Source organism: Agrobacterium larrymoorei (assembly GCF_030819275.1).
GTDB classification, from domain to species: domain Bacteria; phylum Pseudomonadota; class Alphaproteobacteria; order Rhizobiales; family Rhizobiaceae; genus Agrobacterium; species Agrobacterium larrymoorei_B.
Genome location: NZ_JAUTBL010000002.1, coordinates 1,066,451 through 1,088,217, shown reverse-complemented (window position 1 = coordinate 1,088,217; position 21,767 = coordinate 1,066,451). Strand labels below are relative to the sequence as shown.

Annotated in this window: 21 protein-coding genes and 1 pseudogene; 11 read left to right on the top strand and 11 right to left on the bottom strand. The window is 58.4% G+C overall.

All coding sequences use genetic code 11. The features are described 5' to 3' along the window. The first annotated feature begins 151 nt into the window (after positions 1-151). The 4 genes and pseudogenes from QE408_RS13870 to QE408_RS13855 all read left to right on the top strand — a co-directional run bounded on the left by QE408_RS13870 (position 152) and on the right by QE408_RS13855 (position 3,777). A complete protein-coding gene (locus tag QE408_RS13870; protein WP_306932051.1) occupies positions 152-1,093 on the top strand; it encodes a peptidylprolyl isomerase in 942 nt (313 codons plus the stop codon). A gap of 117 nt (positions 1,094-1,210) precedes the next feature. Beyond that, positions 1,211-2,218 (top strand): annotated as a pseudogene (pdxA, locus tag QE408_RS13865) (4-hydroxythreonine-4-phosphate dehydrogenase PdxA); the annotation flags it as partial. A 9-nt stretch (positions 2,219-2,227) separates the two neighbouring features. After that, positions 2,228-3,058, top strand: a complete 831-nt coding sequence (gene rsmA, locus QE408_RS13860; protein ID WP_306934805.1) for a 16S rRNA (adenine(1518)-N(6)/adenine(1519)-N(6))-dimethyltransferase RsmA — start codon at positions 2,228-2,230, stop codon at positions 3,056-3,058. Between the two features lie 206 nt (positions 3,059-3,264). Next, the gene (locus QE408_RS13855; protein ID WP_306932049.1) at positions 3,265-3,777 is read left to right on the top strand and encodes an alpha/beta hydrolase; all 513 of its coding nucleotides are present in this window, start codon (positions 3,265-3,267) and stop codon (positions 3,775-3,777) included. On the opposite strand, the gene gmk is transcribed toward QE408_RS13855, so the two are convergent. The 7 genes from gmk to fabD form a co-directional block, all read right to left on the bottom strand. Continuing rightward, a complete protein-coding gene (gene gmk / locus QE408_RS13850; RefSeq protein ID WP_306932047.1) occupies positions 3,743-4,405 on the bottom strand; it encodes a guanylate kinase in 663 nt (220 codons plus the stop codon). The genes QE408_RS13855 and gmk overlap by 35 nt on opposite strands. Before the next feature lie 5 nt (positions 4,406-4,410). Further along, positions 4,411-5,298 carry a YicC/YloC family endoribonuclease gene (locus QE408_RS13845; RefSeq protein WP_306932044.1) on the bottom strand — a complete coding sequence of 296 codons (888 nt, stop codon included), beginning with the start codon at positions 5,296-5,298 and terminating at the stop codon, positions 4,411-4,413. A 55-nt stretch (positions 5,299-5,353) separates the two neighbouring features. Then, positions 5,354-6,571, bottom strand: a complete 1,218-nt coding sequence (gene mltG / locus QE408_RS13840) for an endolytic transglycosylase MltG (RefSeq protein WP_306932042.1) — start codon at positions 6,569-6,571, stop codon at positions 5,354-5,356. Positions 6,572-6,878: 307 nt separating this feature from the next. Continuing rightward, positions 6,879-8,141: a beta-ketoacyl-ACP synthase II gene (fabF, locus tag QE408_RS13835; RefSeq protein WP_306934804.1), complete on the bottom strand. Its 1,263-nt coding sequence runs from the start codon at positions 8,139-8,141 to the stop codon at positions 6,879-6,881. Between the two features lie 164 nt (positions 8,142-8,305). Beyond that, complete coding sequence (locus QE408_RS13830) at positions 8,306-8,542, bottom strand: acyl carrier protein (RefSeq protein WP_027675866.1); 237 nt, start codon at positions 8,540-8,542, stop codon at positions 8,306-8,308. A 382-nt stretch (positions 8,543-8,924) separates the two neighbouring features. Further along, entirely contained in the window at positions 8,925-9,662 is a 738-nt protein-coding gene (fabG, locus tag QE408_RS13825; RefSeq protein ID WP_306932037.1) for a 3-oxoacyl-[acyl-carrier-protein] reductase, read from the bottom strand. 30 nt (positions 9,663-9,692) lie between these two features. Then, complete coding sequence (fabD, locus tag QE408_RS13820) at positions 9,693-10,637, bottom strand: ACP S-malonyltransferase (RefSeq protein ID WP_306932035.1); 945 nt, start codon at positions 10,635-10,637, stop codon at positions 9,693-9,695. 228 nt (positions 10,638-10,865) lie between these two features. On the opposite strand from fabD, the gene QE408_RS13815 reads away from it, so the two are divergent. From QE408_RS13815 to rplI, 5 genes are all read left to right on the top strand, one after another. Then, on the top strand, positions 10,866-11,909 hold the full coding sequence (locus QE408_RS13815; protein WP_306932034.1) for an aldo/keto reductase: 1,044 nt from the start codon (positions 10,866-10,868) through the stop codon (positions 11,907-11,909). A 288-nt stretch (positions 11,910-12,197) separates the two neighbouring features. Beyond that, a complete protein-coding gene (gene rpsF / locus QE408_RS13810; RefSeq protein WP_062425625.1) occupies positions 12,198-12,635 on the top strand; it encodes a 30S ribosomal protein S6 in 438 nt (145 codons plus the stop codon). Positions 12,636-12,647: 12 nt separating this feature from the next. Continuing rightward, positions 12,648-12,896, top strand: a complete 249-nt coding sequence (gene rpsR / locus QE408_RS13805) for a 30S ribosomal protein S18 (RefSeq protein WP_003502063.1) — start codon at positions 12,648-12,650, stop codon at positions 12,894-12,896. Between the two features lie 190 nt (positions 12,897-13,086). After that, positions 13,087-14,064 carry a DUF2232 domain-containing protein gene (locus QE408_RS13800; RefSeq protein ID WP_306932007.1) on the top strand — a complete coding sequence of 326 codons (978 nt, stop codon included), beginning with the start codon at positions 13,087-13,089 and terminating at the stop codon, positions 14,062-14,064. 15 nt (positions 14,065-14,079) lie between these two features. After that, positions 14,080-14,655, top strand: coding sequence for a 50S ribosomal protein L9 (gene rplI, locus QE408_RS13795; RefSeq protein WP_306932004.1), 576 nt, complete (start codon positions 14,080-14,082; stop codon positions 14,653-14,655). Between the two features lie 75 nt (positions 14,656-14,730). On the opposite strand, the gene QE408_RS13790 is transcribed toward rplI, so the two are convergent. Beyond that, the gene (locus tag QE408_RS13790) at positions 14,731-15,654 is read right to left on the bottom strand and encodes a DMT family transporter (protein ID WP_306932002.1); all 924 of its coding nucleotides are present in this window, start codon (positions 15,652-15,654) and stop codon (positions 14,731-14,733) included. A 120-nt stretch (positions 15,655-15,774) separates the two neighbouring features. Here QE408_RS13790 and QE408_RS13785 point away from each other — a divergent pair, with 120 nt between their 5' ends. Beyond that, a complete protein-coding gene (locus QE408_RS13785; RefSeq protein WP_306932001.1) occupies positions 15,775-16,485 on the top strand; it encodes an ArsR/SmtB family transcription factor in 711 nt (236 codons plus the stop codon). An 84-nt stretch (positions 16,486-16,569) separates the two neighbouring features. On the opposite strand, the gene QE408_RS13780 is transcribed toward QE408_RS13785, so the two are convergent. The 3 genes from QE408_RS13780 to QE408_RS13770 all read right to left on the bottom strand — a co-directional run bounded on the left by QE408_RS13780 (position 16,570) and on the right by QE408_RS13770 (position 19,813). Beyond that, the gene (locus QE408_RS13780) at positions 16,570-17,637 is read right to left on the bottom strand and encodes an HlyD family secretion protein (protein WP_306931999.1); all 1,068 of its coding nucleotides are present in this window, start codon (positions 17,635-17,637) and stop codon (positions 16,570-16,572) included. A 17-nt stretch (positions 17,638-17,654) separates the two neighbouring features. After that, positions 17,655-19,211, bottom strand: coding sequence for an MFS transporter (locus QE408_RS13775; RefSeq protein WP_306934803.1), 1,557 nt, complete (start codon positions 19,209-19,211; stop codon positions 17,655-17,657). Positions 19,212-19,357: 146 nt separating this feature from the next. Further along, the gene (locus tag QE408_RS13770) at positions 19,358-19,813 is read right to left on the bottom strand and encodes a MarR family winged helix-turn-helix transcriptional regulator (RefSeq protein ID WP_306931997.1); all 456 of its coding nucleotides are present in this window, start codon (positions 19,811-19,813) and stop codon (positions 19,358-19,360) included. Between the two features lie 419 nt (positions 19,814-20,232). On the opposite strand from QE408_RS13770, the gene QE408_RS13765 reads away from it, so the two are divergent. Continuing rightward, complete coding sequence (locus QE408_RS13765) at positions 20,233-21,729, top strand: replicative DNA helicase (RefSeq protein WP_062425631.1); 1,497 nt, start codon at positions 20,233-20,235, stop codon at positions 21,727-21,729. The last annotated feature ends 38 nt before the right edge of the window (positions 21,730-21,767 follow it).

Sequence of the window (21,767 nt, the reverse complement as noted above, 5' to 3'; positions counted from 1 at the left end):
TCCAGTGATATACACGGGCGCGTTCATATTTAGGATCGCTGCAGAGGGCTGAGTATCACCGTGAGGTGAGCACGTAAGCTTCGTGCCGCGAGAGTTTCAAAAGCAATGCTGTGGCACTGGTCCACTGGCTTGCCGAGAGGGAGAGACCAGGATGAACTTCGGAAAGAAGGCGATGCGCAGCGTCGCGTTTGCCTTTGCGATCTTCGCAGTTCCCATGATCGTTGCGCCGCAGGCGAATGTCGCTTTTGCCGACAGCGCGGTGAAGATCGTTGTCAACAAGACCCCGATTACCTCCGATGATATTGCACGCCGGGTGGCCTTCCTGAAGCTGCAGCGCCAGTCTGGCAATCTCAACGAGAAAGCCCGCGAGCAGTTGATCGAAGAGGCCTTGAAGCGCGAGGAAATCGCCCGCGTCAAGGCGTCGGTCAGCACTGCAGATGTGGATGCCGCTTTTGGCCGCTTCGCTGCCAGCAACAAGTTGACGAAAGAACAGCTGACCAAGGTTCTGACGCAGGCTGGCGTGGGTGCAGACCATTTCAAATCCTTTATCGCCGTGCAGATGAGCTGGCCACGTCTGGTCAATGCGCGCTATGGCGGCAAGAACCGCATGTCGACACAGGACTTCATCACGCGTCTCAAGGAGCGCGGCCAGAAGCCTGTGACATCGGAATATTTCCTGCAGCAGATCATTTTCGTTGTACCGGAGTCGAAGAAGGCCACCCTCGGCAAGCGCAAGAGCGAAGCCGAGGCGTCTCGCAAACGCTATCCCGGCTGTGAGCAGGCGAAGACCTTTGCAGCGACGATGCTGGATGTTTCGATCAAGAACCTCGGCCGCATTCTTGAGCCGGAACTGCCCCCAGAGTGGAAAGATCTGGTTACCAAGACGCCTGAAGGCGGCACCACCGGTACGCGCGTCACAGAAAAGGGCGTCGAATATCTCGCGGTCTGCAAGAAGCAACAGGTCTCGGATGATTACGCAGCGGAAGTTGTGTTCCGCGCCGAAGATTTGAACAAGGCCGAGAAGGGTGAAAACCCGAACGAGAAGAAGTATCTGGACGAGCTTCGCAGCAAGGCGCAGATCACCCAGACCTGATGCGCAGTGCGGCACCGTATCACGGTGCCGCGATGGTCTTCATAACATAGCAGAACGCCGTTGATCGGAGGGTTTTCTCTTTCGAAACTGGCGCAACAGGTGAAAGCTCCGAACGCCGTGACGCCGCTTCAATTGCCACTCGCTTTGACACAGGGCGATCCAGCCGGGATCGGTCCCGATATCGCACTTGCGGCCTGGGCAAGGCGTGATGAGCTGGGCGTCCCACCATTTCTTTTCATCGGTGATCCAGACGTCCTGACGAGCCGTGCAAATATTCTCGGCATGGCGGTCAATGTCGTCAGCTGCGAGGCTGAAGAGGCCTTCTCTGCCTTCGCCTCTGCGCTACCTGTCCTGCCCATCCCTGTCGGCTTCGAGGTACAGGCGGGCCAACCCCATGTGGGTGCTGCCCATTCCACCATTAAGGCCATTGAAACCGCTGTCTCGTTGACGGTGGCGAGGAAGGCAGCTGCCGTCGTCACCAATCCGATTGCAAAATCCGTGCTCTACGAAGCAGGCTTCGGCTTTCCGGGCCATACGGAGTTTCTTGCGGACCTCGCGCTGAAGCACACGGGCCAGGCGGCGCGACCAGTGATGATGATCGCCGGGCCGAAGCTGCGTGTCGTACCTGTGACGATCCACATTCCTATCAAGGATGTGGCATCTGCTCTAACCGAAGAGCTTATCATCGATACCTGCCGGATCGTTGCCAACGACCTGAAGAGCAAGTTCGGCATGGATGCGCCAAGACTAGCAGTCGCTGGGCTAAACCCCCATGCGGGCGAAGACGGCGCCATCGGTGCGGAAGATCGTGATATCATCCATCCAGCGACCATGCAGCTGCGCAAAGATGGTATTGATGCATTTGGGCCGCTACCGGCCGACACCATGTTCCATGATGCCGCACGCCAGCGCTACGACGTTGCGATCTGCATGTATCACGACCAGGGCCTGATCCCGGCGAAGGCACTCGGCTTCGATGACTCGGTCAATGTGACGCTCGGCCTACCTTTCATCCGGACGTCGCCCGATCATGGCACCGCCTTCGGCATCGCCGGACAGGGCATTGCCAAGCCTTCGAGCCTTGTTGCGGCATTGAAGATGGCAGCCGACATCGCTGTCCGGGCAGGTCTCCTGATGGCCGCGATCGATGGTCTTCCGCCACTGCGCGACGTTATACAGCGCCATGGCCTGGATGCGAAGAAGTCGCTTGGTCAAAACTTCCTCTTCGACCTCAATCTGACGCAGAAGATTGCGCGTACCGCTGGTCCTCTGGATGGTGTTACGGTCTTCGAGGTCGGGCCTGGTCCAGGCGGTTTGACCCGCGCCATCCTTTCGCTCGGCGCAAAGAAGGTGATCGCGGTGGAACGAGATAGCCGCTGTCTTCCTGCGCTTGCGGAAATTGCCGATCATTATCCCGGACGGCTTGAGGTGATCGAAGGCGACGCGCTGAAGACCGATTTCGAAGCCCTCGTTCCCAAGGGCGAGCCAGTACGCATCATCGCGAACCTCCCCTATAATGTCGGGACCCAGCTTCTTGTGAACTGGCTTCTGCCGAAGCAATGGCCGCCGTTCTGGCTTTCCATGACGCTGATGTTCCAGAAAGAAGTCGGCCAGCGGATCGTCGCCGAGGAAGGCGATAATCACTATGGTCGCCTTGGCGTGCTTGCCGGATGGCGCACGGTGCCGGAGATGGCTTTCGACGTGCCGCCGCAAGCTTTCAGCCCGCCACCGAAAGTCACCTCGACAGTCGTGCATCTCCTGCCAAAGGAAAAGCCACTGGCCTGCGATGTGGACAAGCTTGAGAAGGTCACGGAAGCCGCCTTCGGCCAGCGCCGCAAGATGCTGCGCCAGAGCGTGAAGAGCATCGGCGGAGAAGCCCTGCTGGAGAAGGCCGGCATTGATCCGACGAGACGAGCGGAAACGCTTTCGGTCGAAGAATTCGTACGGTTGGCGAACAGCTTATAATTCCGGCTGCGGGCGTGACCAAGCCGACATTGATCTCGGACTGAGCCGATAGGGACACGATGATCGATGCAGGTTTCGAATACAGGCTTGAGCGCCCATCAGGAGTAGCAGACTGCGTTGTGGTGCTTCTCCATGGGTCAGGACGGGATGAGCACGACCTTCTCGCCTTCGGCCGTGCCGTGTTCCCCAACGCCCTTCTTTATGCCATGCGCGGCGCCATCCCATGGCAAAGTGGTTTTGCATTTTTCCGCAGGAAGCCCGATCGGCAACTCGACGTGGATGATCTGAAAGCGCAGGCGGCGCGGCTCTGCACGTTCATGGATTTTGTCACGCAGCAGACAGGCCAAACGCCATTCCTCGTCGGCTATTCAAACGGTGCGATCATGGCGGCTGAGATGATTTGTCAGGATTGCAGCCGGGCGCAGGGAGCGATCCTGTTGCGTCCGCTCTCACCCAGAAGAAATGAAGAGCTTCCAAGCCTATCCGGCTTTCCTGTCCTGCTGCTTGCTGCCAGCCATGACGAACGACGCGAGCCGAACGATGCGCAGGATCTGGCCGCCCAATTCGTCACCGCCGGCGCGGATGTTTGTCTCGAAGTGCTGGATGGGGGGCACGGCTGGGCGGAGGACGCGGCAGATGAAAAACTCTCGCGTCAGATGGCTGGCGACCAAAAAACCGGGCTGATTAGAGCTGCGGCTCTTCCTCCAACAATCCTCTGATGAAATCGAACATTCCGTGGCGACGGTCGCGGCGCACACGTTCGGCCTTGACGATGGCTTCGACGGCCGAAAATGCGGCCTGAAGGTCGTCATTGAGGATCACATAGTCATAGTCGCGCCAGTGCTCGATCTCAGCGCGGGAATTGGCAAGGCGTGTGCGAATAACCTCTTCGGTGTCTTCGGCGCGGCGATGCAGGCGCGACTGCAGTTCGGTCATCGTTGGCGGTAGAATGAAGATCGACACGACATCAGCCTTCATCTTGTCCTGAAGCTGCTCTGCGCCCTGCCAGTCGATATCGAACAGCATGTCGCGGCCCTCAGCCATGGCCTGCTCGACGGGCGCACGGGGCGTTCCGTAGAAATTCCCGTGAACCTCCGCCCATTCCAGCAACTGATCGCTGTCGCGCATCACCTCGAATTCACGCTTTGTGATGAAGTGGTAATGGATGCCCTCGATCTCGCTCTGCCGGCGCTGACGCGTCGTGACACTGACCGAGAGACTGATGTTCTTGTCCCGGTCCAGCAGGTTTCTGGCAATGGTGGACTTACCCGCACCCGATGGCGAGGACATGACCAGCATAAGCCCTCTGCGGGCAATATGAACGGGAGAGCTATTTGCTGGTACCATGGAGCCTACTCCAGATTTTGAACCTGTTCGCGGAATTGGTCGATCACGACTTTCAATTCTATACCAGCAGCGGTTACAGCACTGGCATTGGATTTGGAACAGATCGTATTCGACTCCCGGTTAAATTCCTGTGCAAGAAAATCGAGCTTGCGCCCGACAGGACCGCCGACAGCGAGAAGCTCGCGCGCGGCGGAGACATGCGAGGTCAACCGGTCAATCTCTTCCCGCAGATCCGCCTTGGTGGCGAGAAGCGCAGCCTCGGCATAGAGGCGCTCGCGATCGAGGCTTCCATTGCCATCACCGATCAAGGCGATCTGAGCTTCCAGCCGTGCCCGGATTTGCTCCGGCTGTCGAGAAGGATCTGCCTCGATGACAGATGTCAGTTGCTCGATACGATCGATATGGGTCGAAAGCAGCGTGTAGAGTGACGCGCCTTCCCTCTCGCGCATGGACTTCAACGAAGCGACGGCAAGGGAAAAGCCCTCGACGATATCGGTGTTGCGCGCGCTCTGCGCATCTTCCGTCTCTTCCGGCTCGCGAAACTCCACGAGACCACGCACGGACAGCAAGGTATCGAAGCTGAGCGGTGCGTCGCTTACCGCGTTGCCGAGTTCCTTCTTCAAGGCCAGCACTGCGTCCAAGGCATCGCGATTGACCACGGCCTCAAGCTTGGTCTCTGCGGCAGATACAGAGAGCCCGGCCTGAATATTCCCGCGCGACAGGCTTTTGGACGCGATGTCACGCAGCGCTGTCTCCAATGCTTCCATGCCGGATGGCAAGCGCAGCCGCAGATCCAGCCCTTTGCCGTTAACGGAGCGCAGTTCCCAGGCCCAGCGATATCGACCGGATGAGCCTTCGCTTCGCGCGAAGCCCGTCATGGATTGCAGTGTCATTCGAATATCCCCCAGAAGCTCAACCGCGCTTATGCAACCGCAGCCAGCCTATCTATCAGTTCGCCGGCTTCTCCGCCTGATTGCCACCCGGCTGACCGTCGACAACGGTTTCGGATGCGCCACCGGCAGCAGCTTTTTCGGCTTCGATCTTACGCCAGCGACGGACATTGGCGTTGTGCTCATCCAGCGTCTTGGCAAAGACGTGGCCACCGGTGCCATCGGCCACAAAGTAGAGATCGTCCGTCCGCCACGGATTGGCTGTCGCCTCGAGCGCCGCACGGCCCGGATTGGCGATCGGGTGCGGTGGCAGGCCACGAATGATGTAGGTGTTGAAGGGCGTCTCTTTTTGCAGATCCGACTGATAGATCGGCCGGTCGGACGGCTTGCCCTCACCGCCGAACAGTCCGTAAATGATAGTTGGGTCGGATTGCAGACGCATGTTCTTTTTCATGCGGTTATAGAAAACCGATGCGACGTGACCGCGCTCATCATCCTTGCCGGTTTCCTTCTCAACGATGGAGGCGAGTGTGACGAACTCCTCGACCGTCTTCAGCGGCAGGTTCGGATCGCGGCGCTCCCAGAGCATTTCGACCAGCTTCGTCTGCGCCGCACGCATCTGCCGCACGATTTCCTCGCGCTTGGTGCCGCGGGTAAAGGGATAGGTATCCGGACGAAGGCTGCCTTCGGGGGGCACTTCGGTTGGAAGATCACCTTCGAGCACCGGGTCTGCTGCAAGGCGTGCGAACATCTGCTTGACGGTCAGGCCTTCCGGGAAGGCAACCGTGTAGAGGATCGACTTGCCCGATTCCAGCAAGGACAGAATATCCTTCATCGATGCATGGGCTTTGATCTCATATTCACCCGGCTTCGGTGTCTGGCCGGCGGACATGTAGCGATCCGCCATCAGGCGGAAGATGCGGCCGTTGGAAATGGCGTCGCTACGCTCCAGCGTGTTCGCGATCTCTGCCAGACCCGCGCCATTGCGCACGGTGATGGTCGTGTTGGTCGCAAGGGGGCCAGGCTCATGAAACGCGTGGATCATGTAGTAGAAGCCGGCAATACCCACCACGGTCACGGCGACGATCAGCGTCATGAGAAAATTCAGGAAGATCACTGTCTGGCTGTGGGCCTTGCGCGAGCGCTTCGGCGGCTCAGGCACTTTTTCAGGTCTCAGAGCCTCGGTCGGCGATTTTGGAATGATCGGTCCACCCTTGCTCTCATAGGAGCTGTCACGGTCGTAGGGGGGCTGATTGTTCTCTCTGTTATCGCTCACCGGCGGTCCTTTTCAGTTCGGCATTACAACGGCTTATTTGAGCAGGCAATGCGGCAAAAACAGGTTCGGCAGGCTATTCTGCACTCTCTACAAGTAAAGGGATCAAACACATCTTCGTTGACGAAGAGAGGTTCCTCCACCGTTCCAGTTCATCGAAAACCAATGCGCTGGCATCCCTAGTTTCGAACAACTGGCAGATCGGGCGATCCCGGCATCATACCGGGAATGCCGAAAACGTTCTGATCGATTCTCGGAAGGGCGGCAAGTAGCCGCCCCTGCTGACAGGCTTAGCAAGTCAGTCCGATCTTCAGCCTTCGTAACGACGCAGCACGAGTGATGCGTTGGTGCCGCCGAAGCCGAAGGAGTTCGACAGCGCCACATTAACGTCGCGCTTGCGCGCCTTGTGCGGCACAAGATCGATCGCGGTCTCGACATCGGGATTGTCGAGATTGAGCGTCGGCGGGACGATGTTGTCGCGGATCGCGAGTGTCGCGAAAATCGCTTCGATTGCGCCCGCTGCGCCAAGAAGATGGCCTGTTGCCGATTTGGTGGAAGACATCGAAATCTTCGAGGCCGAGTCACCCACCAGGCGCTCGACCGCGCCAAGCTCGATCGTATCGGCCATGGTCGAGGTGCCGTGAGCGTTGATGTAGTCGATATCGGCAGGCGTGAGGCCAGCGCGCTTCAGCGCCATCGACATGCAGCGATACGCACCTTCGCCATCCTCGGAAGGAGCGGTGATGTGGAAAGCGTCACCCGACAAACCATAGCCGACGACTTCGGCATAGATCTTCGCGCCACGTGCCTTGGCATGTTCCAGTTCTTCGAGAACAACAATGCCGGCACCCTCGCCCATGACAAAACCGTCACGGTCGCGGTCATAGGGGCGAGACGCCTTCTGCGGATCGTCGTTATGCTGCGTGGACAACGCTTTACAGGCGGCAAAGCCGGCGAGTGAAATGCGGCATACGGGCGATTCGGCACCACCTGCGACCATCACATCGGCGTCGCCGAGCCCGATCAGACGGGCAGCATCGCCAATGGCATGCGCACCGGTGGAGCATGCTGTCACGACCGAATGGTTCGGACCGCGAAGCTTATGCCGGATGGACACCTGGCCGGAGACGAGGTTGATCAGACGCCCTGGAATGAAGAAAGGGGATACACGGCGCGGTCCCTTGTCGCGTAGCGTATAGCCCGCCTCAACGATGCCTTCCAGGCCACCAATGCCGGAGCCGATCAGCACGCCGGTCATGATCTGGTCTTCGTCGGTTTCCGGGTGCCAGTTGGCGTCGTTCAACGCCATCTCGGCGGCCGCCATGCCGTAGATGATGAAGGGATCGACCTTGCGCTGCTCTTTCGGCTCCATCCAGTCATCGGCATTGAAGGTGCCATCGGTGCCGTCACCGACAGGAATGCGGCAGGCAATTTTCGCGGGCAGATCGTCGACTTCGAATTCCGTGACGAGACGGGCGCCATTCTGACCGGCCAGCAGCCGCTCCCAGGTCACTTCCGTTCCACAACCAAGGGGAGATACCATGCCGGTACCTGTGATAACGACACGTCTCAAAGTCAATTGTGCGCCCTCATAATCCAATCATAGGTGTGGTATATGTCATTTAGCGTGCGACACGCTTCACCCGGCCAAGAAGAGACCGCATGATAAAATATTGGCCCGGACAGGCCGGGCCACAGCGGGAAGGCTTTGCGGCCTTCCCTTGATCCATTCAAAGATTAGGCCTGAGCCTTTTCGATGAACTTGACAGCGTCGCCAACAGTCAGGATCGAGTCAGCTGCGTCGTCTGGAATTTCAACGCCGAATTCTTCTTCGAACGCCATAACCAGTTCAACGGTGTCGAGCGAGTCAGCGCCCAGGTCGTCGATGAAGCTTGCGCCTTCAACGACTTTGTCGGCGTCAACGCCAAGATGATCAACTACAATTTTCTTTACGCGTTCTGCGATATCGCTCATGTCGGTTTCCTCGACCTTTACTTTGAAAGGAATGCCCCTTCAGGCACCCTGCCCTGTTAAAACCCCCAAGCACCTTTCAAGGCAGGCACCGTGGGCAAACCCGTTCAACCCGGTCAAGCTAACATCGTCGCAAGAAATCGCAACGGCCGCCTGTCACTCCGGGACGACTGTTCACAGTCTTCGCCCGCTTAACATGCTTTCCTGCGGGAAAAAAGCCTTAAAATAGCGCTAACACACGCGCTCTACAGGCAATTTTCTTTTGGATACATGTTAGAAGCCGAAGTGTGCAAGCGCCACCACAGCAAGATGCAAGGCGCTTTCACCTGTTGGATCGTCCAATCACGCCTGACGAAAATCACAGCGGATTTTCAGGCATGATGGATCAGATCATTGCCATGCCGCCGTTGACGTGCAGCGTCTGGCCGGTCATGTAACCGGCTTCGTTGGAAGCAAGGTAGAGCACGGCAGAAGCGATTTCAGCGCCTGTTCCCATGCGCTTCATCGGGATAGCTCCCATGATGCCTTCCTTCTGCTTTTCGTTCAGCTTGCCGGTCATGGCGCTTTCGATGAAACCAGGTGCAACGCAGTTCACGGTCACGTTGCGAACTGCAATTTCCTGAGCAAGCGACTTGGAAAAGCCGATCATGCCAGCCTTCGAGGCGCAGTAATTCGTCTGGCCAGCATTGCCGGTGACACCGACGATGGAGGTGATGTTGATGATGCGGCCGAAACGGCGACGCATCATCGGGTGTGTCAGCTCGCGTGTCAGACGGAACATGGATGTCAGATTGACCTCCAGAACATTGTCCCAGTCCTCGTCACTCATACGAACAAAGAGGCCGTCCTTGGTGATGCCCGCATTGTTGACGAGAATGTCAACGCCTTCAAGCTCGGCTTCCGCCTTCTCGCCAAGTGCCTTGACCTCTGCGCGATCAGCCAGGTTGGCCGGGAAAATCTTGACGCGCTCGCCAAGCTCGGAGGCAAGCGCCTCCAGCTTTTCGACGCGGGTGCCGTGAAGGCCCACGGTGGCGCCCTGGGCATGAAGCGTACGGGCGATTTCTTCGCCGATACCGCCGGTCGCGCCGGTAATGAGAGCCTTGCGGCCAGTCAGATCAAACATGCTGTTCGTCCTTTATTGTATCTTTTGAACTCAGCCGAGAAGCGTCTGAAGCGCGGCTTCGATATCCGCAGGGGAATTAACGGCAACGCCGTTGACAGTCTTGTCGATGCGGCGAGCGAGGCCTGTCAGAACCTTGCCAGAGCCGATCTCGTAAAGCGTGGTCACGTCATTTGCGGCAAACCACTCGACCGTTTCGCGCCAGCGAACCTGGCCCGTCACCTGCTCAACCAGCAAAGAGGCGATCTCATCGGCATCCGATACGGGTGCTGCGCGCACATTGGCGACAACCGGAACGACCGGATCGTTCTTCTTGACCGAAGCCAACGCCTCGCGCATCGCCTCTGCGGCAGGCGCCATCAGCGCCGAATGGAAGGGTGCGGAGACCGGCAGCATGATGGCACGCTTGGCGCCCTTTTCCGAAGCAAGCGCCGCCGCCTTTTCGACCGGTGCCTTCGCACCGGAAATCACCAACTGACCGCCACCATTATCATTGGCGATCTGGCAAACGCCATCGGTCGTGGCTTCCGCGCAAATGGCCTCCACATCGCCATGCTCAAGGCCGATAATCGCCGCCATGGCGCCCTCGCCTACGGGGACCGCAGCCTGCATCGCATTGCCGCGGATGCGCAAAAGACGAGCCGTATCGGCCAGTGAGAAGGCACCCGCTGCACAAAGCGCCGAATATTCGCCAAGCGAATGGCCGGCAACATAGGACACTTTTTCAGCGAGCTTCAGGCCACGTGCTTCCAGGACGCGCATCACGGCAACGGACACCACCATCAGTGCCGGCTGCGCATTGGCGGTCAGCGTCAGCGTCTCTTCCGGACCATTCCACATGATGTCGGACAGTTTCTGTCCCAATGCTTCATCGACTTCCTCGAAAACGGCGCGGGCTTCTGCAAAATTCTCTGCCAGATCCTTGCCCATGCCGACAGCCTGGCTGCCCTGGCCGGGAAATGTGAATGCGATAGCCATGGAATGCGGTCCTTCTTTTTTGGCCTGTTCTTGGGCCTTCACTTCCATTGTTGGGGCTCTCCATTCACATTCCGACCCCGCAAAGTCAAGGCTTTGCGCCGCTGACGACGCCTTTGCTATCCGTTTCGCCAACCTCTTCCACAGAGATTGAGATGGAATGTTTTTTCTTGCGCTGCGGCAATTCCGCATTACTTTCTGCCCACCTTCCAAGCAAAACGAGACATTTCCATGAAACAGAACACGTTGGGACGCACGGGCATTTCCGTGTCGGAAATCTGCCTTGGCACGATGACATGGGGTACGCAGAACACTGAGGCCGAAGCCCATGAGCAGATGGACTACGCGCTCGAACAGGGCGTGAACTTCTTCGATACCGCCGAGCTTTACCCGACCACGCCAGTCTCTGCAGAAACGCAAGGGCGCACGGAAGACTATATCGGAACGTGGTTTGAGAAGAGCGGCAAGCGCAGCGAGGTGGTTCTGGCCACCAAGGTCGCAGGTTCCGGGCGCGATTACATTCGAGGCGGTCGCGATATCGATGCGGCAGCCATTCGCGAAGCCGTCGACACCAGCCTGAAGCGCCTGAAGACCGACTATATCGACCTGTACCAGATCCACTGGCCGAACCGAGGCACTTATCATTTCCGTGGCGCCTGGAGCTTCGATGCTTCCAAACAGAACAAAGCAAAAACCCTCGAAGAGTTCAACGAGAAGCTCGAGACGCTGAGCGAGCTGGTGAAAGCTGGCAAGATCCGCGCCATCGGCCTCTCAAATGAAAGCGCCTGGGGTACGCAGAAATATATCGATATTGCCGAGGCCAAGGGCCTTCCGCGCGTCGCCTCCATTCAGAACGAGTATAATCTTCTCTATCGCAGCTTCGACCTCGATCTGGCGGAAGTGGCTCACCACGAAGATGTCGGCCTGCTTGCCTATTCTCCGCTGGCAGGTGGCATCCTCACCGGCAAGTACCAGAACGGTGCGCGCCCGGAAGGATCGCGCGGCTCGATCAATCACGATATTGGCGGACGCCTTCAGCCTCTCCAGGAAGCACCAGTGAAGGCCTATCTGGAACTGGCCTATGAGGCTGGGATCGATCCGGCGCAGCTCGCCATTGCGTTTTGCCTCACCCGTCCTTTCATGGCGTCCGTCATCATCGGCGCAACCACGATGGAGCAGTTGAAGACGGACATTGCCGCAGCCGATGTCACACTCTCCGACGATGTACTGAAGGGCATCGCCGATATCCATCGCCAGTATCCGATGCCGATCTGATCAAAGCTGGCCGCACAGGCTTTTTCGGGCAGCGCGCTTGCATTCCGGACAAAAATCCGTATAAGCGCGCTGTTCACAACACCCGGTCTTATGGCTGGTGGCTGAACGGAGGGCTGGTTTCGATTTCGAAACAGCAGGAACCATAAGGTTTTTCCGGCCTCCCGTGTCTCCGCTCTCGACCGTCTCGAACAACGCTTTTCTTGCCTCCGGTTTTCCGATCAAGAGCAGTCGTTGAGGCTTAGCGCCGTTGCCGGGTGATGAATGAAACGCAAGAAAGGCAAAGCTTAAATGGCTCTTTACGAACACATCTTCCTTGCCCGGCAGGATATCACTGCCCAGCAGGTCGACGCACTTGTCGAACAGTACAAGGGCGTTATCGAATCGTTTGGCGGTAAAGTCGGACGCATCGAGAACTGGGGTCTGAAGTCCCTCACCTACCGCATCAAGAAGAACCGCAAGGCTCACTACGCTCTGATGGACATCGACGCTCCGGCGGCGGCTATCCACGAAATCGAGCGTCAGATGCGCATCAACGAAGACGTTCTTCGTTACATGACCATCGCTGTGGAAGCTCACGAAGAAGGCCCGTCTGCCATGTTGCAGAAGCGCGACCGTGACGACCGCCCACGCCGCGACGGCGACCGTCCTGACCGTGGCGACCGCGGTCCCCGTGATGGCGCACCGCGCGAAGACCGTCCGCGCCGTCCGCGCGAAGACCGTGCATAAGGAGAAACAATAATGGCTGACGCATCCTCTTCCCAGGCACGCCGCCCGTTCCACCGCCGTCGCAAGACGTGCCCCTTCTCCGGCGCTAACGCTCCGAAGATCGACTACAAGGACGTTCGTCTCCTGCAGCGCTACATTTCCGAGCGCGGCAAGATCGTTCCTTCGCGCATCACCGCCGTTTCCCAGAAGAAGCAGCGCGAACTCGCTCAGGCGATCAAGCGTGCACGCTTCCTCGGCCTGCTGCCTTACGTCGTAGCGTAATTTACGTTTTGAGGTCGCGTTTTGGCGCGACCTCGTTCTTCCTCTTGGAGCAGCTGACTCTTAATCAGCGTTTTCGAGAGTTCCAAACTCCTTCCGCGTTGGGCGCGGATCGACTGATACCAAACCCCATGTTGGGGACGACGTTCGGATGAACGGTCCTCTAACTGCTAAGACAAGCAGGACAGCGACGTTGAGACAATTGAACCAGACAGTGCTGATCACCGGCATTCTTGCCGGCATATGCGCCGCGTTTCTGACGCTTGGCGCAACGGCACAGTCGTCGATGTCTTTCCTGCTTTATGCGGCTTCCGCCATGCCGGTTCTCGTTGCCGGTCTCGGCTGGGGCAATGCCGCGGCCATCGTTGCCGTTCTCTCCGCAGGCCTCCTTGGCGCCCTTGCCGTCTCCCCGCTTTTTGCCGTGACGATCGCGATCTTTACGCTGATCCCGGCTGGCTGGCTCTCTCACCTCGCAAACCTTGCGCGGCCTGCGGCTGAAATCGGCGGCCCCGAAGACCTGATGGCCTGGTATCCGCTTTCCGGCATCATCTTGCATCTGTGTGCGCTGATCACCGTCTCGGTCATCATTCTCGGCACAATGATCGGCTATGGTCCGGAACTTGTTTCGCAGATGGTCGATCTGATGATGGCGTCGGTGCAGGCAAGCGAATCGACCTTCAAGCCAGACCCCGCAGCACTTGCGCAAACCAAGTCGCTTCTTGTTCTGATGCTGCCGATGATCCAGGGCGGGCTCTGGGTCATGCTCTTGTTCGCGGCCTACTATTTCGCAAGCCGCATGGTGCGATCCTTCGGCAAGGGCCTGCGCCCACGCGAAGATATCGCAGCAGCACTTCGCATGCATCGCAACGCGATCTTCATTTTTCTTGCGGGCATCGTCCTGACCTTTTTTGGCGGTGTTCCCGCCATGGTCGGTGCGGTCCTTTGCGGCACATTCGGCGCGGGATTCATCATGGCGGGTTACGCCTCGCTGCATCACCGTTCCAAGGGAAAGGACTGGCGCTTGCCGGTTCTCGTCCTCGCATACCTTTCAGCGGTCTTCATGTTTCCGCTGTTCTTCATCCTCCTCTTAGGCCTCAGCGACGTGCGCAGCACGATCTCTCTGACGCCTGCGAGGAACTCCGATCAATCGAACGAAACCAACTCTAAATAAGAAAGGATCAAGAAGATGGAAGTCATTCTTCTCGAGCGTATCGCAAAGCTTGGCCAGATGGGCGAAACCGTAAAGGTTCGCGACGGCTATGCACGTAACTTCCTGCTGCCGCAGGGCAAGGCGCTGCGCGCCAACTCTGCCAACAAGGCACGTTTCGAAAACGAGCGCGCAACGCTCGAAGCCCGTAACCTCGAGCGCAAGTCCGAAGCCCAGAAGGTTGCCGACGCACTCGAAGGCAAGAGCTTCATCGTCGTTCGTTCCGCTGGCGAAACCGGCCAGCTCTACGGTTCTGTTGCTGCTCGCGACGTCGTCGAAATCCTCGGTGCCGAAGGCTTCAACGTTGGTCGTAACCAGGTTGAACTCAACACCCCGATCAAGACCATCGGTCTCCACAACGTCACGCTTCACCTGCACTCGGAAGTCGAGCTTCAGGTTGAGCTGAACGTTGCCCGTTCGGCTGAAGAAGCTGAGCGTCAGGCAAAGGGTGAAAACCTCACCTCCGCTGACGCCATCTATGGCGTTGACGAAGATGCCCTGCGTCCGGAAGACTTCTTCGACCCGGAAGCTGACCGCGACGGCGACGACGACTAATCTCTTCGGGCCTTTGGCTCAAAGACAAAACCCCGGATGGCGACATCCGGGGTTTTTGTTTGGGCGTTGCGAAAACTATTCGCCGATGGCTTTCGCCGCTGTCGTCACTCTGGTCGGCATGCGTGACGGCAGCGTCATGGCGATGACGCCAGCCAGAATACACACAAGCCCGATCATCGTGCTTGCATGCAGTTGCTCACCCAGAAATATCACACCGATCGCCACGCCTACGGGCACGCGCACATAGGCCTGCGCCGTTGTTCCTAGAGATCCCAACGTGCGGACGAGGCGGAAATAGATGGTGAAGGCGAGCGCGGTGGAGAATATCGAGAGCCCGATCAGGGCCGCAATCGAACGCGTTGAGGGTGCAAGCTCCCAAGGGCGGTCCACCACCAGGCTCACCGGAATGAGAATGATCGCCCCGCAGATCAGCGAGGCTGCAGCAGGGATCATCGAATCGATACCCTTAAAATTCTTTCCGAAGATCGCCGCGCCTGCATAAAAGGCGGTGGGAAGAATAACGGCCATTTGCGCCAGCACCACATCGCCGAGACCATTCAGCGCCTGAACGCCAATCATGACCACGGTTCCGACAAGGCCGATCGTCACGCCGAACAGCTTGCGGCCATTCACCACCTCATGGCGGGTGATGATCGCCGTCAGCAGGAAGGTAAAGACCGGCGTCAGCGAGTTGAGAATGACCGCAAGCCCGGCATCGATGTAATGCTCTGCCCAGGCAATCAGCGTGAAGGGAAGGACGCTGTTCAGCACCGCCTGGATGGCAAACATCTTCCAAAGTGCTGGATCTTTTGGAAACCTCAAGCCCCGCCAGAGGATGATAAGCGTCAGGATGCTGCCGGCAATGGCCGTTCGCGCCGCAATCAGCGTCAGCGGCGGGATCGTCTCGATGCCGATCTTGATGAAAGTGTAGGAACCGCCCCACAGGCACCCCAGCAACACGAGCAGGGCAAGTTCGGGCAGCAGTTTTTTATCGGCCATTCTGTCAGTCTCTCTGTCAAAGCGATCCTTCTTTATAGCGTTGCGCTGCAATGGAAAGCTTCGGTACCGGCCGAACAATGCGCCGCTGACGCGCGTATGCTCAGATGATACTGTTGCCGCATGACCGGTATCGCCTCGCCCAACACCATTGCCGCCGTCGCCAGTCTGATTGGCGATACGACGCGAGCAAATATGCTCTGCGCGCTTATGGGCGGCCAAGCGCTGACAGCAGGTGAGTTGTCGCGAGATGCGGGTGTGACGCCGCAGACGGGCAGCGAGCATCTGGCGAAGATGGTGGACGCCAATCTGCTGACGACAGTGAAACAGGGCCGCCACCGCTACTACCGGCTTGCTTCGGCGCAGGTTGCCCACGGGATCGATGCACTGATGTCGATTGCCGCCGCAGGGCCGAAACGACATCATCCCATCGGACAGAAAGAGATGGACATGCGGCTCGCCCGCAGTTGCTACGACCACATCGCAGGCCGGCTTGCGGTGGCGATGGCCGACAGTCTTAGCGGCAGAGGGCACGTTCTGCTTTCCGATGAGGGTGCGCTTGTGACGGAAACGGGCAAGGCCTTCTTGGTAGATTTCGGGATCGACCTCGATGATGGCCATCGGTCGAAGCGACCGCTTTGCCGCACATGCCTGGACTGGAGCGAGAGACGGCACCACATTGCCGGACGCCTTGGTACCGCGCTTTTCCAGCGCGCACTCGATCTTGGCTGGGTGACACGCCGCGCCGATAGCCGCGCGTTGAAGATCACCGCCGCGGGTGACAAAGGGTTTCGAGAAATCTTCTGCCTACCCGCGGATTGGCGGGACGGCTGAGTGCAGAACCACACCTGAAAAAGCAAAGCCTTTCAGCCTGCGATAATGGCTGAAAGGCTTGACCGTGGAAGGCAGGCGAAATGGCTACTTGGCCGCCGTCTCTTCCGTCACCGGCGCCTTGCTCTTATCGACGCGCACCACCACGGACATGCCTGGCGACAGTTCTAAAGCGGCCGGCTGGTCCGGATCGATCGACACGCGCACGCCGATTCTCTGCGCGATCTTGACGAAATTGCCCGTGGCATTATCCGGCTTGATCACCGCAAACTCCGAACCGGCGGCGGGCGAGAAGCGCTCGACCTTGCCCGTCAATTTGCGATGATGCAGCGCGTCGACTGAGATCGAGACAGGCTGCCCAACTTCCATGCCCGCAAGCTGAGTTTCCTTGAAGTTGGCAACGACCCAGACCTCATGCGGAACGACCGCCATCAACTGGCTGCCGGCGGCGACATATTGGCCGACACGTGCGCCGACCTCACCCAGTTCGCCATCACGCGGTGCCTTGATCTCGGTGTTCTGCAGATCGATCCTGGCAAGCTCCACCGCGGCCTGCGCATTGGCAACGGCGGCCTGAAGCGAGCTGCGATTGACGATGATGGTCTGTAAATCCTGGCGGGCAACTTCGAGTGCCGCCTTGGCCTGCGACAGCCCGGCGCGGGACTTTTCGAGATTGGCCTGCGCCTCTTCCTGGAGACTTGACGTTCCGACGCCGCTACGGATCAAGTTGTTCTGACGATCGGCAGCAAGCTGCGCCTGTTTCAGGGACGCTTCGGCGCTATCCACCGCGGCCTGGCTGGACGCGATATTGGCGCGGGCAGCATTCTCCTGCTGGCGTGAATTATCCGAGGCTGCCGTCTGGCCGGCAAGTGTGGCTTCGGCCTGGGCCAGTCTCTGGCGGAAGATGCGGTCGTCGATCTTGACCAGAAGGTCACCTTGCTTGACCTCCTGATAATCCTTGACCGGAACATCCACGACGTAGCCGCTGACCTGCGGGCTCATTGTGGTGACGTAGCCGCGCACATAGGCATTGTCGGTCATTTCGACATGGCTGGAAAAGGGTGGCAGGCGCCAGGCGTAAAGCACCAACGCGACCCCGGCGATGCCGCCGAGAAGAACGATAAGGGTAACGGGTGTGAAAATCTTCTTTAGCATTTTATGTCTCTGAAGGATCAGGATTGGGAAACGGCGGCGGCACTATCACCGCCCGTCATCAATGGTTTGATGCGCAGCCAAGCCAGGTGAAGAAGCAGCATCACGAGAGCGGCAGCAGCGCAGACGGCGATCAGCAGGAAGGTATCGTTATAGGCAAGAATATAGGCCTCTCTCGACACTTGCTGTGCCAGCAGAGTCACGCCTTCTGCCCTTAGAAGCGTCGGATCGGTCAGCACATGGCTATAGGCACCGGAAAGCTGGCTGATACGCTGCGCGACCTGCGGATTTTGCAGAAGGATGCTTTCCACGAGAATATTGGAGTGGAATTTTTCCCTCAGCGTCACGAAGGAGCCCAATAGACCCGTCGTCAGCATCGATCCTGTAATCTGCGTGAACAGGAAGATGGTGATGAAATTGACTAGATAGGGAGGGCCTTTAGCCAGCGCGGCACCAAAGCCCTTCGCCATCACCGGCGGGAGGAACATGGCAGCGCCAAACGCGATCATCGCCTGGCTCAGATACATCTGTTCGGGCCTCGTCAGGTTCGTCGATGTACTGTCCATAAAGGCGCCAAGCGCGATGCAGGACAGTGCAATCACATGCGCTGTCTCGACATATTTCGTCAGCATCAACAAGGCACAGGTCGCACCGCCAAGGATCGTCGCTAGAATGATCAGCCCGTAAAGGCCCATCGTCTGGTCATTAAGGATGCCAAGCTGCTGGTAGAGGCTGACGGCGGTGGAGGATTGCTCCGACGAGACGGCACGATAGACCAGCAGGACTGCGATAAGATGCAGATTGGTGCGCGAAAAAATCCAGCGCAGATCGAGCATCGGGTTCTTTCGTGGCAGTTCGATCATCGTCATCACGGTCAAGAGGCCGATCGAGGTCGCCAGAAGAACGCCGAGCCACCAGGTCTCGAACCACCAGTAGAAGCGGCCGAGCGTCAGGAAGACGGCGAGACAACCAAGCCCGCCGGCGAAAAGCAGGTAGCTCAAAATATCGATGCGTTCGATGACCTTGACCCGCGGCGGCGGCGTCAGAGGCAACAGATAGATGATCGGCAAAACAGCAAGCGCCAAGCCCACTTCCATGCTGTAGAGCGCCTGCCAGCCGTCGATCTGCAACAGAGCTGGTGAGACGATACGGGCGAGAGGAGCAGCCAGAAGCGTGCCGGTCAACGCGATGCTGAGGCCGAGGGTCAGCTTGCGCTGCACGGGGAAAGCTTCGAGAATGTAGAGGAACCCGAGCGACGACAAAGGCGCTGCTGCCATACCGCTGACGAAGCGCACGACGATGGCCGAATGCAGATCGGTGACGAAAAGGTTGAGGCAGGAGGCCAGCACGAAAGCGATAATGCTGATTTCCGCGAAGGGGCGCAGGCCATATTGCTGGCGCACCTTGAACAGCGCGATCGAAAATGTCGCGTAAGGCGCCATATAGGCGGCCGAAAGCCACGCGACCTCTGCCACCGTGCCGGAAAATTCGCCCTGCAACTGGTAGATATTGGCCATGACGATGTTCATGCCCATGCCTTGCGTGATGAAGAAGGCAAGGCCGGAAGCGATATACATCAGTTTTTGGCTGAAGGACTTTTCGGCAGGCTGTGCTGGCGGTACTGCTGCAGCCTGCTGCGGCGCAGAGGCAGTGCCAGCCGACAGTGCAGCCTCGTCCTCGACTTCGTCTAAAGGCGCATCGCGCGTGCTCGTTATGGCATTGCTCACGACGCCACCCCTCCTTCCGAGAGTTTCTGCAGATTGCCGGTAAGGCGTCTCACCACGTTCAGCGCCACGCGGATCTCATCTGTTGAGATATCCAGCGCGACCTCAGCTCGCATGGCTTTCGCCTGCGCATCCACATCTTCGAATGTCTGCAGTCCGGCGGGTGTCATGTGAATTTGCTTCGCCCTCCGATCGATCTCGTCAGAACGCCGTTCGATGAGCTTTTGTTTCTCCATGGCATCCAACAGCCGCACGAGCGTCGGCGTTTCTATTTCCAGCTCCTCGGCGAGTTCCTTCTGCGTCAGCGAACCTCTCCTCGAAAGTGCGAACAATGTGCGCGCTCGCGCCAAAGTCAGCCCTTTTTCGGCAACGCGGGCATCGAAGAACGAGCGGAGCTTGCGGTTGAAGGCCGCCATCTCATCGAAAAGCTGTTCTTTCTCGGTAATCCGGGACAACGTACTTAGACCTTATAATTAGGTAGCTACTTATTTTGCCCCTATCTATTTTTATCTTTGCTAAAATTCAAGTGTGTTTGGCGGATTGGAGCCATGCTTTAAAATCATGACAGAGAGTGCGTGATTCGCGCGGCCTGCCCAGCATCGTGCGAATCGTCCTGTGGATTGATGGGGACAACCCACTATGTTGGGGGCCGCGCCTCTCTTTAGGTAAGGTGGGAGGCCAGTGTTGCCTCAAGGTCATTGACGGCGACGACGCCAAGCTTCAAACCGACAGGCTTGCAGCAGACAGAAGGCTACCGCGCCAAGCTGGAAATCGAAGTGAATTTCCGCAAAGCTGGATGCCGAGATGAAAAAGTTAGAGCGTGCCCTGTGCATTCGCAAGGATGCGTAGAGCTCTAAAGGGAGATCGCGAGACCATGAACGACGCCGTGAGAAAGATCACCCCAGCGCCCGCCGCCGAACCGCTCTATCGCGAGGCGCCAAACAACATTGAAGCCGAGCAGGCGCTGCTGGGCGCGATCCTCGTCAACAACGACGCCTATTATCGCGTGTCTGACTTTTTGAAGCCGGTGCATCTTTACGAGCCGCTGCACCGCAAGATTTTCGAGGTCGCAGGCGATATCATCCGCATGGGTAAGACGGCCAACCCCGTCACCATCAAGACCTTCCTTCCGGCAGACGATAAGGTCGGCGACCTGACCGTCGCCCAGTATCTTGCGCGTCTCGCCGCCGAGGCGGTTTCGATCATCAACGCCGAGGATTACGGCCGGGCGATCTATGATCTGGCGCTTCGCCGCGCGCTGATTCAAATCGGCGAGGATGTCGTCAACATCGCTTATGACGCGCCGCTCGACATGCCGCCGCAGGCACAGATCGAAGACACCGAGCGCCGCCTGTTCGAACTTGCCGAAACCGGTCGCTATGATGGCGGCTTCCAATCGTTCAACGACGCGGTGGCACTGGCGATCGACATGGCCGGCGCGGCTTTCGAGCGTGACGGCAATCTCTCCGGTATTTCCACAGGCATTCATTCTCTCGATGCCCGCATGGGCGGTCTGCAGCGATCGGACTTGATCGTCCTTGCCGGACGTCCTGGTATGGGTAAGACGTCGCTTGCCACCAACATCGCCTATAACATCGCGGCCGCCTATGAGCAGGAAGTGCAGCCGGACGGTACGTATAAGGCCAAGAATGGCGGCGTGGTCGGCTTCTACTCTCTCGAAATGTCGTCCGAACAGCTCGCAACCCGTATCATCTCTGAGCAGACCGAGGTCTCGTCCTCGAAAATCCGCCGTGGTGATATCACCGAAGCCGATTTCGAAAAGCTCGTTGCCTGCAGCCAGATGATGCAGAAGGTGCCGCTTTACATCGACCAGACCGGTGGTATCTCGATTGCCCAGCTTGCCGCTCGCGCGCGCCGCCTGAAGCGCCAGCGGGGTCTCGATGTTCTGGTGGTCGACTACGTTCAGCTGATGACCGGGTCCGGCAAGGGCGGCGAAAACCGCGTGCAGGAAATCACCCAGATCACCACCGGCCTCAAGGCACTCGGAAAGGAACTCAACGTTCCGATCATTGCGCTCTCACAGCTCTCCCGTGCGGTTGAAAGCCGCGAGGACAAGCGCCCGCAGCTCTCCGACCTTCGTGAATCGGGCTCCATCGAGCAGGACGCCGACGTGGTGCTCTTCGTGTTCCGTGAGGAATATTACGTCAAGAACATGGAGCCGCGGGATCCGGCAGACCCGAAATATGCCGAATGGGAATCGCTGTTCGACAAGGTGAAGGGCACGGCCGACGTCATCATCGCCAAGCAGCGTCACGGACCGACCGGCACCGTCAAGCTCGCCTTCCAGGCAGAGTTCACCCGCTTTGCGGATCTCGCCGATCCATCCTTCAGCCAGTACGAAGAACACTGATGCCGTTTCTGCCTGATGTTGACTGAACGTCAGGCAGA

Bases quoted from the DNA above. Each gene is read 5' to 3' on its own strand.
- rpsR (WP_003502063.1), top strand. From the start codon at position 12,648: ATGGCTGACGCATCCTCTTCCCAGGCACGCCGCCCGTTCCACCGCCGT.
- QE408_RS13790 (WP_306932002.1), bottom strand. From the start codon at position 15,654: ATGGCCGATAAAAAACTGCTGCCCGAACTTGCCCTGCTCGTGTTGCTG.
- rplI (WP_306932004.1), top strand. From the start codon at position 14,080: ATGGAAGTCATTCTTCTCGAGCGTATCGCAAAGCTTGGCCAGATGGGC.
- fabD (WP_306932035.1), bottom strand. From the start codon at position 10,637: ATGGCTATCGCATTCACATTTCCCGGCCAGGGCAGCCAGGCTGTCGGC.
- QE408_RS13855 (WP_306932049.1), top strand. From the start codon at position 3,265: ATGCGCGGCGCCATCCCATGGCAAAGTGGTTTTGCATTTTTCCGCAGG.
- QE408_RS13815 (WP_306932034.1), top strand. From the start codon at position 10,866: ATGAAACAGAACACGTTGGGACGCACGGGCATTTCCGTGTCGGAAATC.
- QE408_RS13845 (WP_306932044.1), bottom strand. From the start codon at position 5,298: ATGACACTGCAATCCATGACGGGCTTCGCGCGAAGCGAAGGCTCATCC.
- QE408_RS13785 (WP_306932001.1), top strand. From the start codon at position 15,775: ATGACCGGTATCGCCTCGCCCAACACCATTGCCGCCGTCGCCAGTCTG.
- rsmA (WP_306934805.1), top strand. From the start codon at position 2,228: ATGGCCGCGATCGATGGTCTTCCGCCACTGCGCGACGTTATACAGCGC.
- QE408_RS13775 (WP_306934803.1), bottom strand. From the start codon at position 19,211: ATGTATATCGCTTCCGGCCTTGCCTTCTTCATCACGCAAGGCATGGGC.
- QE408_RS13870 (WP_306932051.1), top strand. From the start codon at position 152: ATGAACTTCGGAAAGAAGGCGATGCGCAGCGTCGCGTTTGCCTTTGCG.
- QE408_RS13765 (WP_062425631.1), top strand. From the start codon at position 20,233: ATGAACGACGCCGTGAGAAAGATCACCCCAGCGCCCGCCGCCGAACCG.
- fabG (WP_306932037.1), bottom strand. From the start codon at position 9,662: ATGTTTGATCTGACTGGCCGCAAGGCTCTCATTACCGGCGCGACCGGC.
- rpsF (WP_062425625.1), top strand. From the start codon at position 12,198: ATGGCTCTTTACGAACACATCTTCCTTGCCCGGCAGGATATCACTGCC.
- gmk (WP_306932047.1), bottom strand. From the start codon at position 4,405: ATGGTACCAGCAAATAGCTCTCCCGTTCATATTGCCCGCAGAGGGCTT.
- QE408_RS13780 (WP_306931999.1), bottom strand. From the start codon at position 17,637: ATGCTAAAGAAGATTTTCACACCCGTTACCCTTATCGTTCTTCTCGGC.
- QE408_RS13830 (WP_027675866.1), bottom strand. From the start codon at position 8,542: ATGAGCGATATCGCAGAACGCGTAAAGAAAATTGTAGTTGATCATCTT.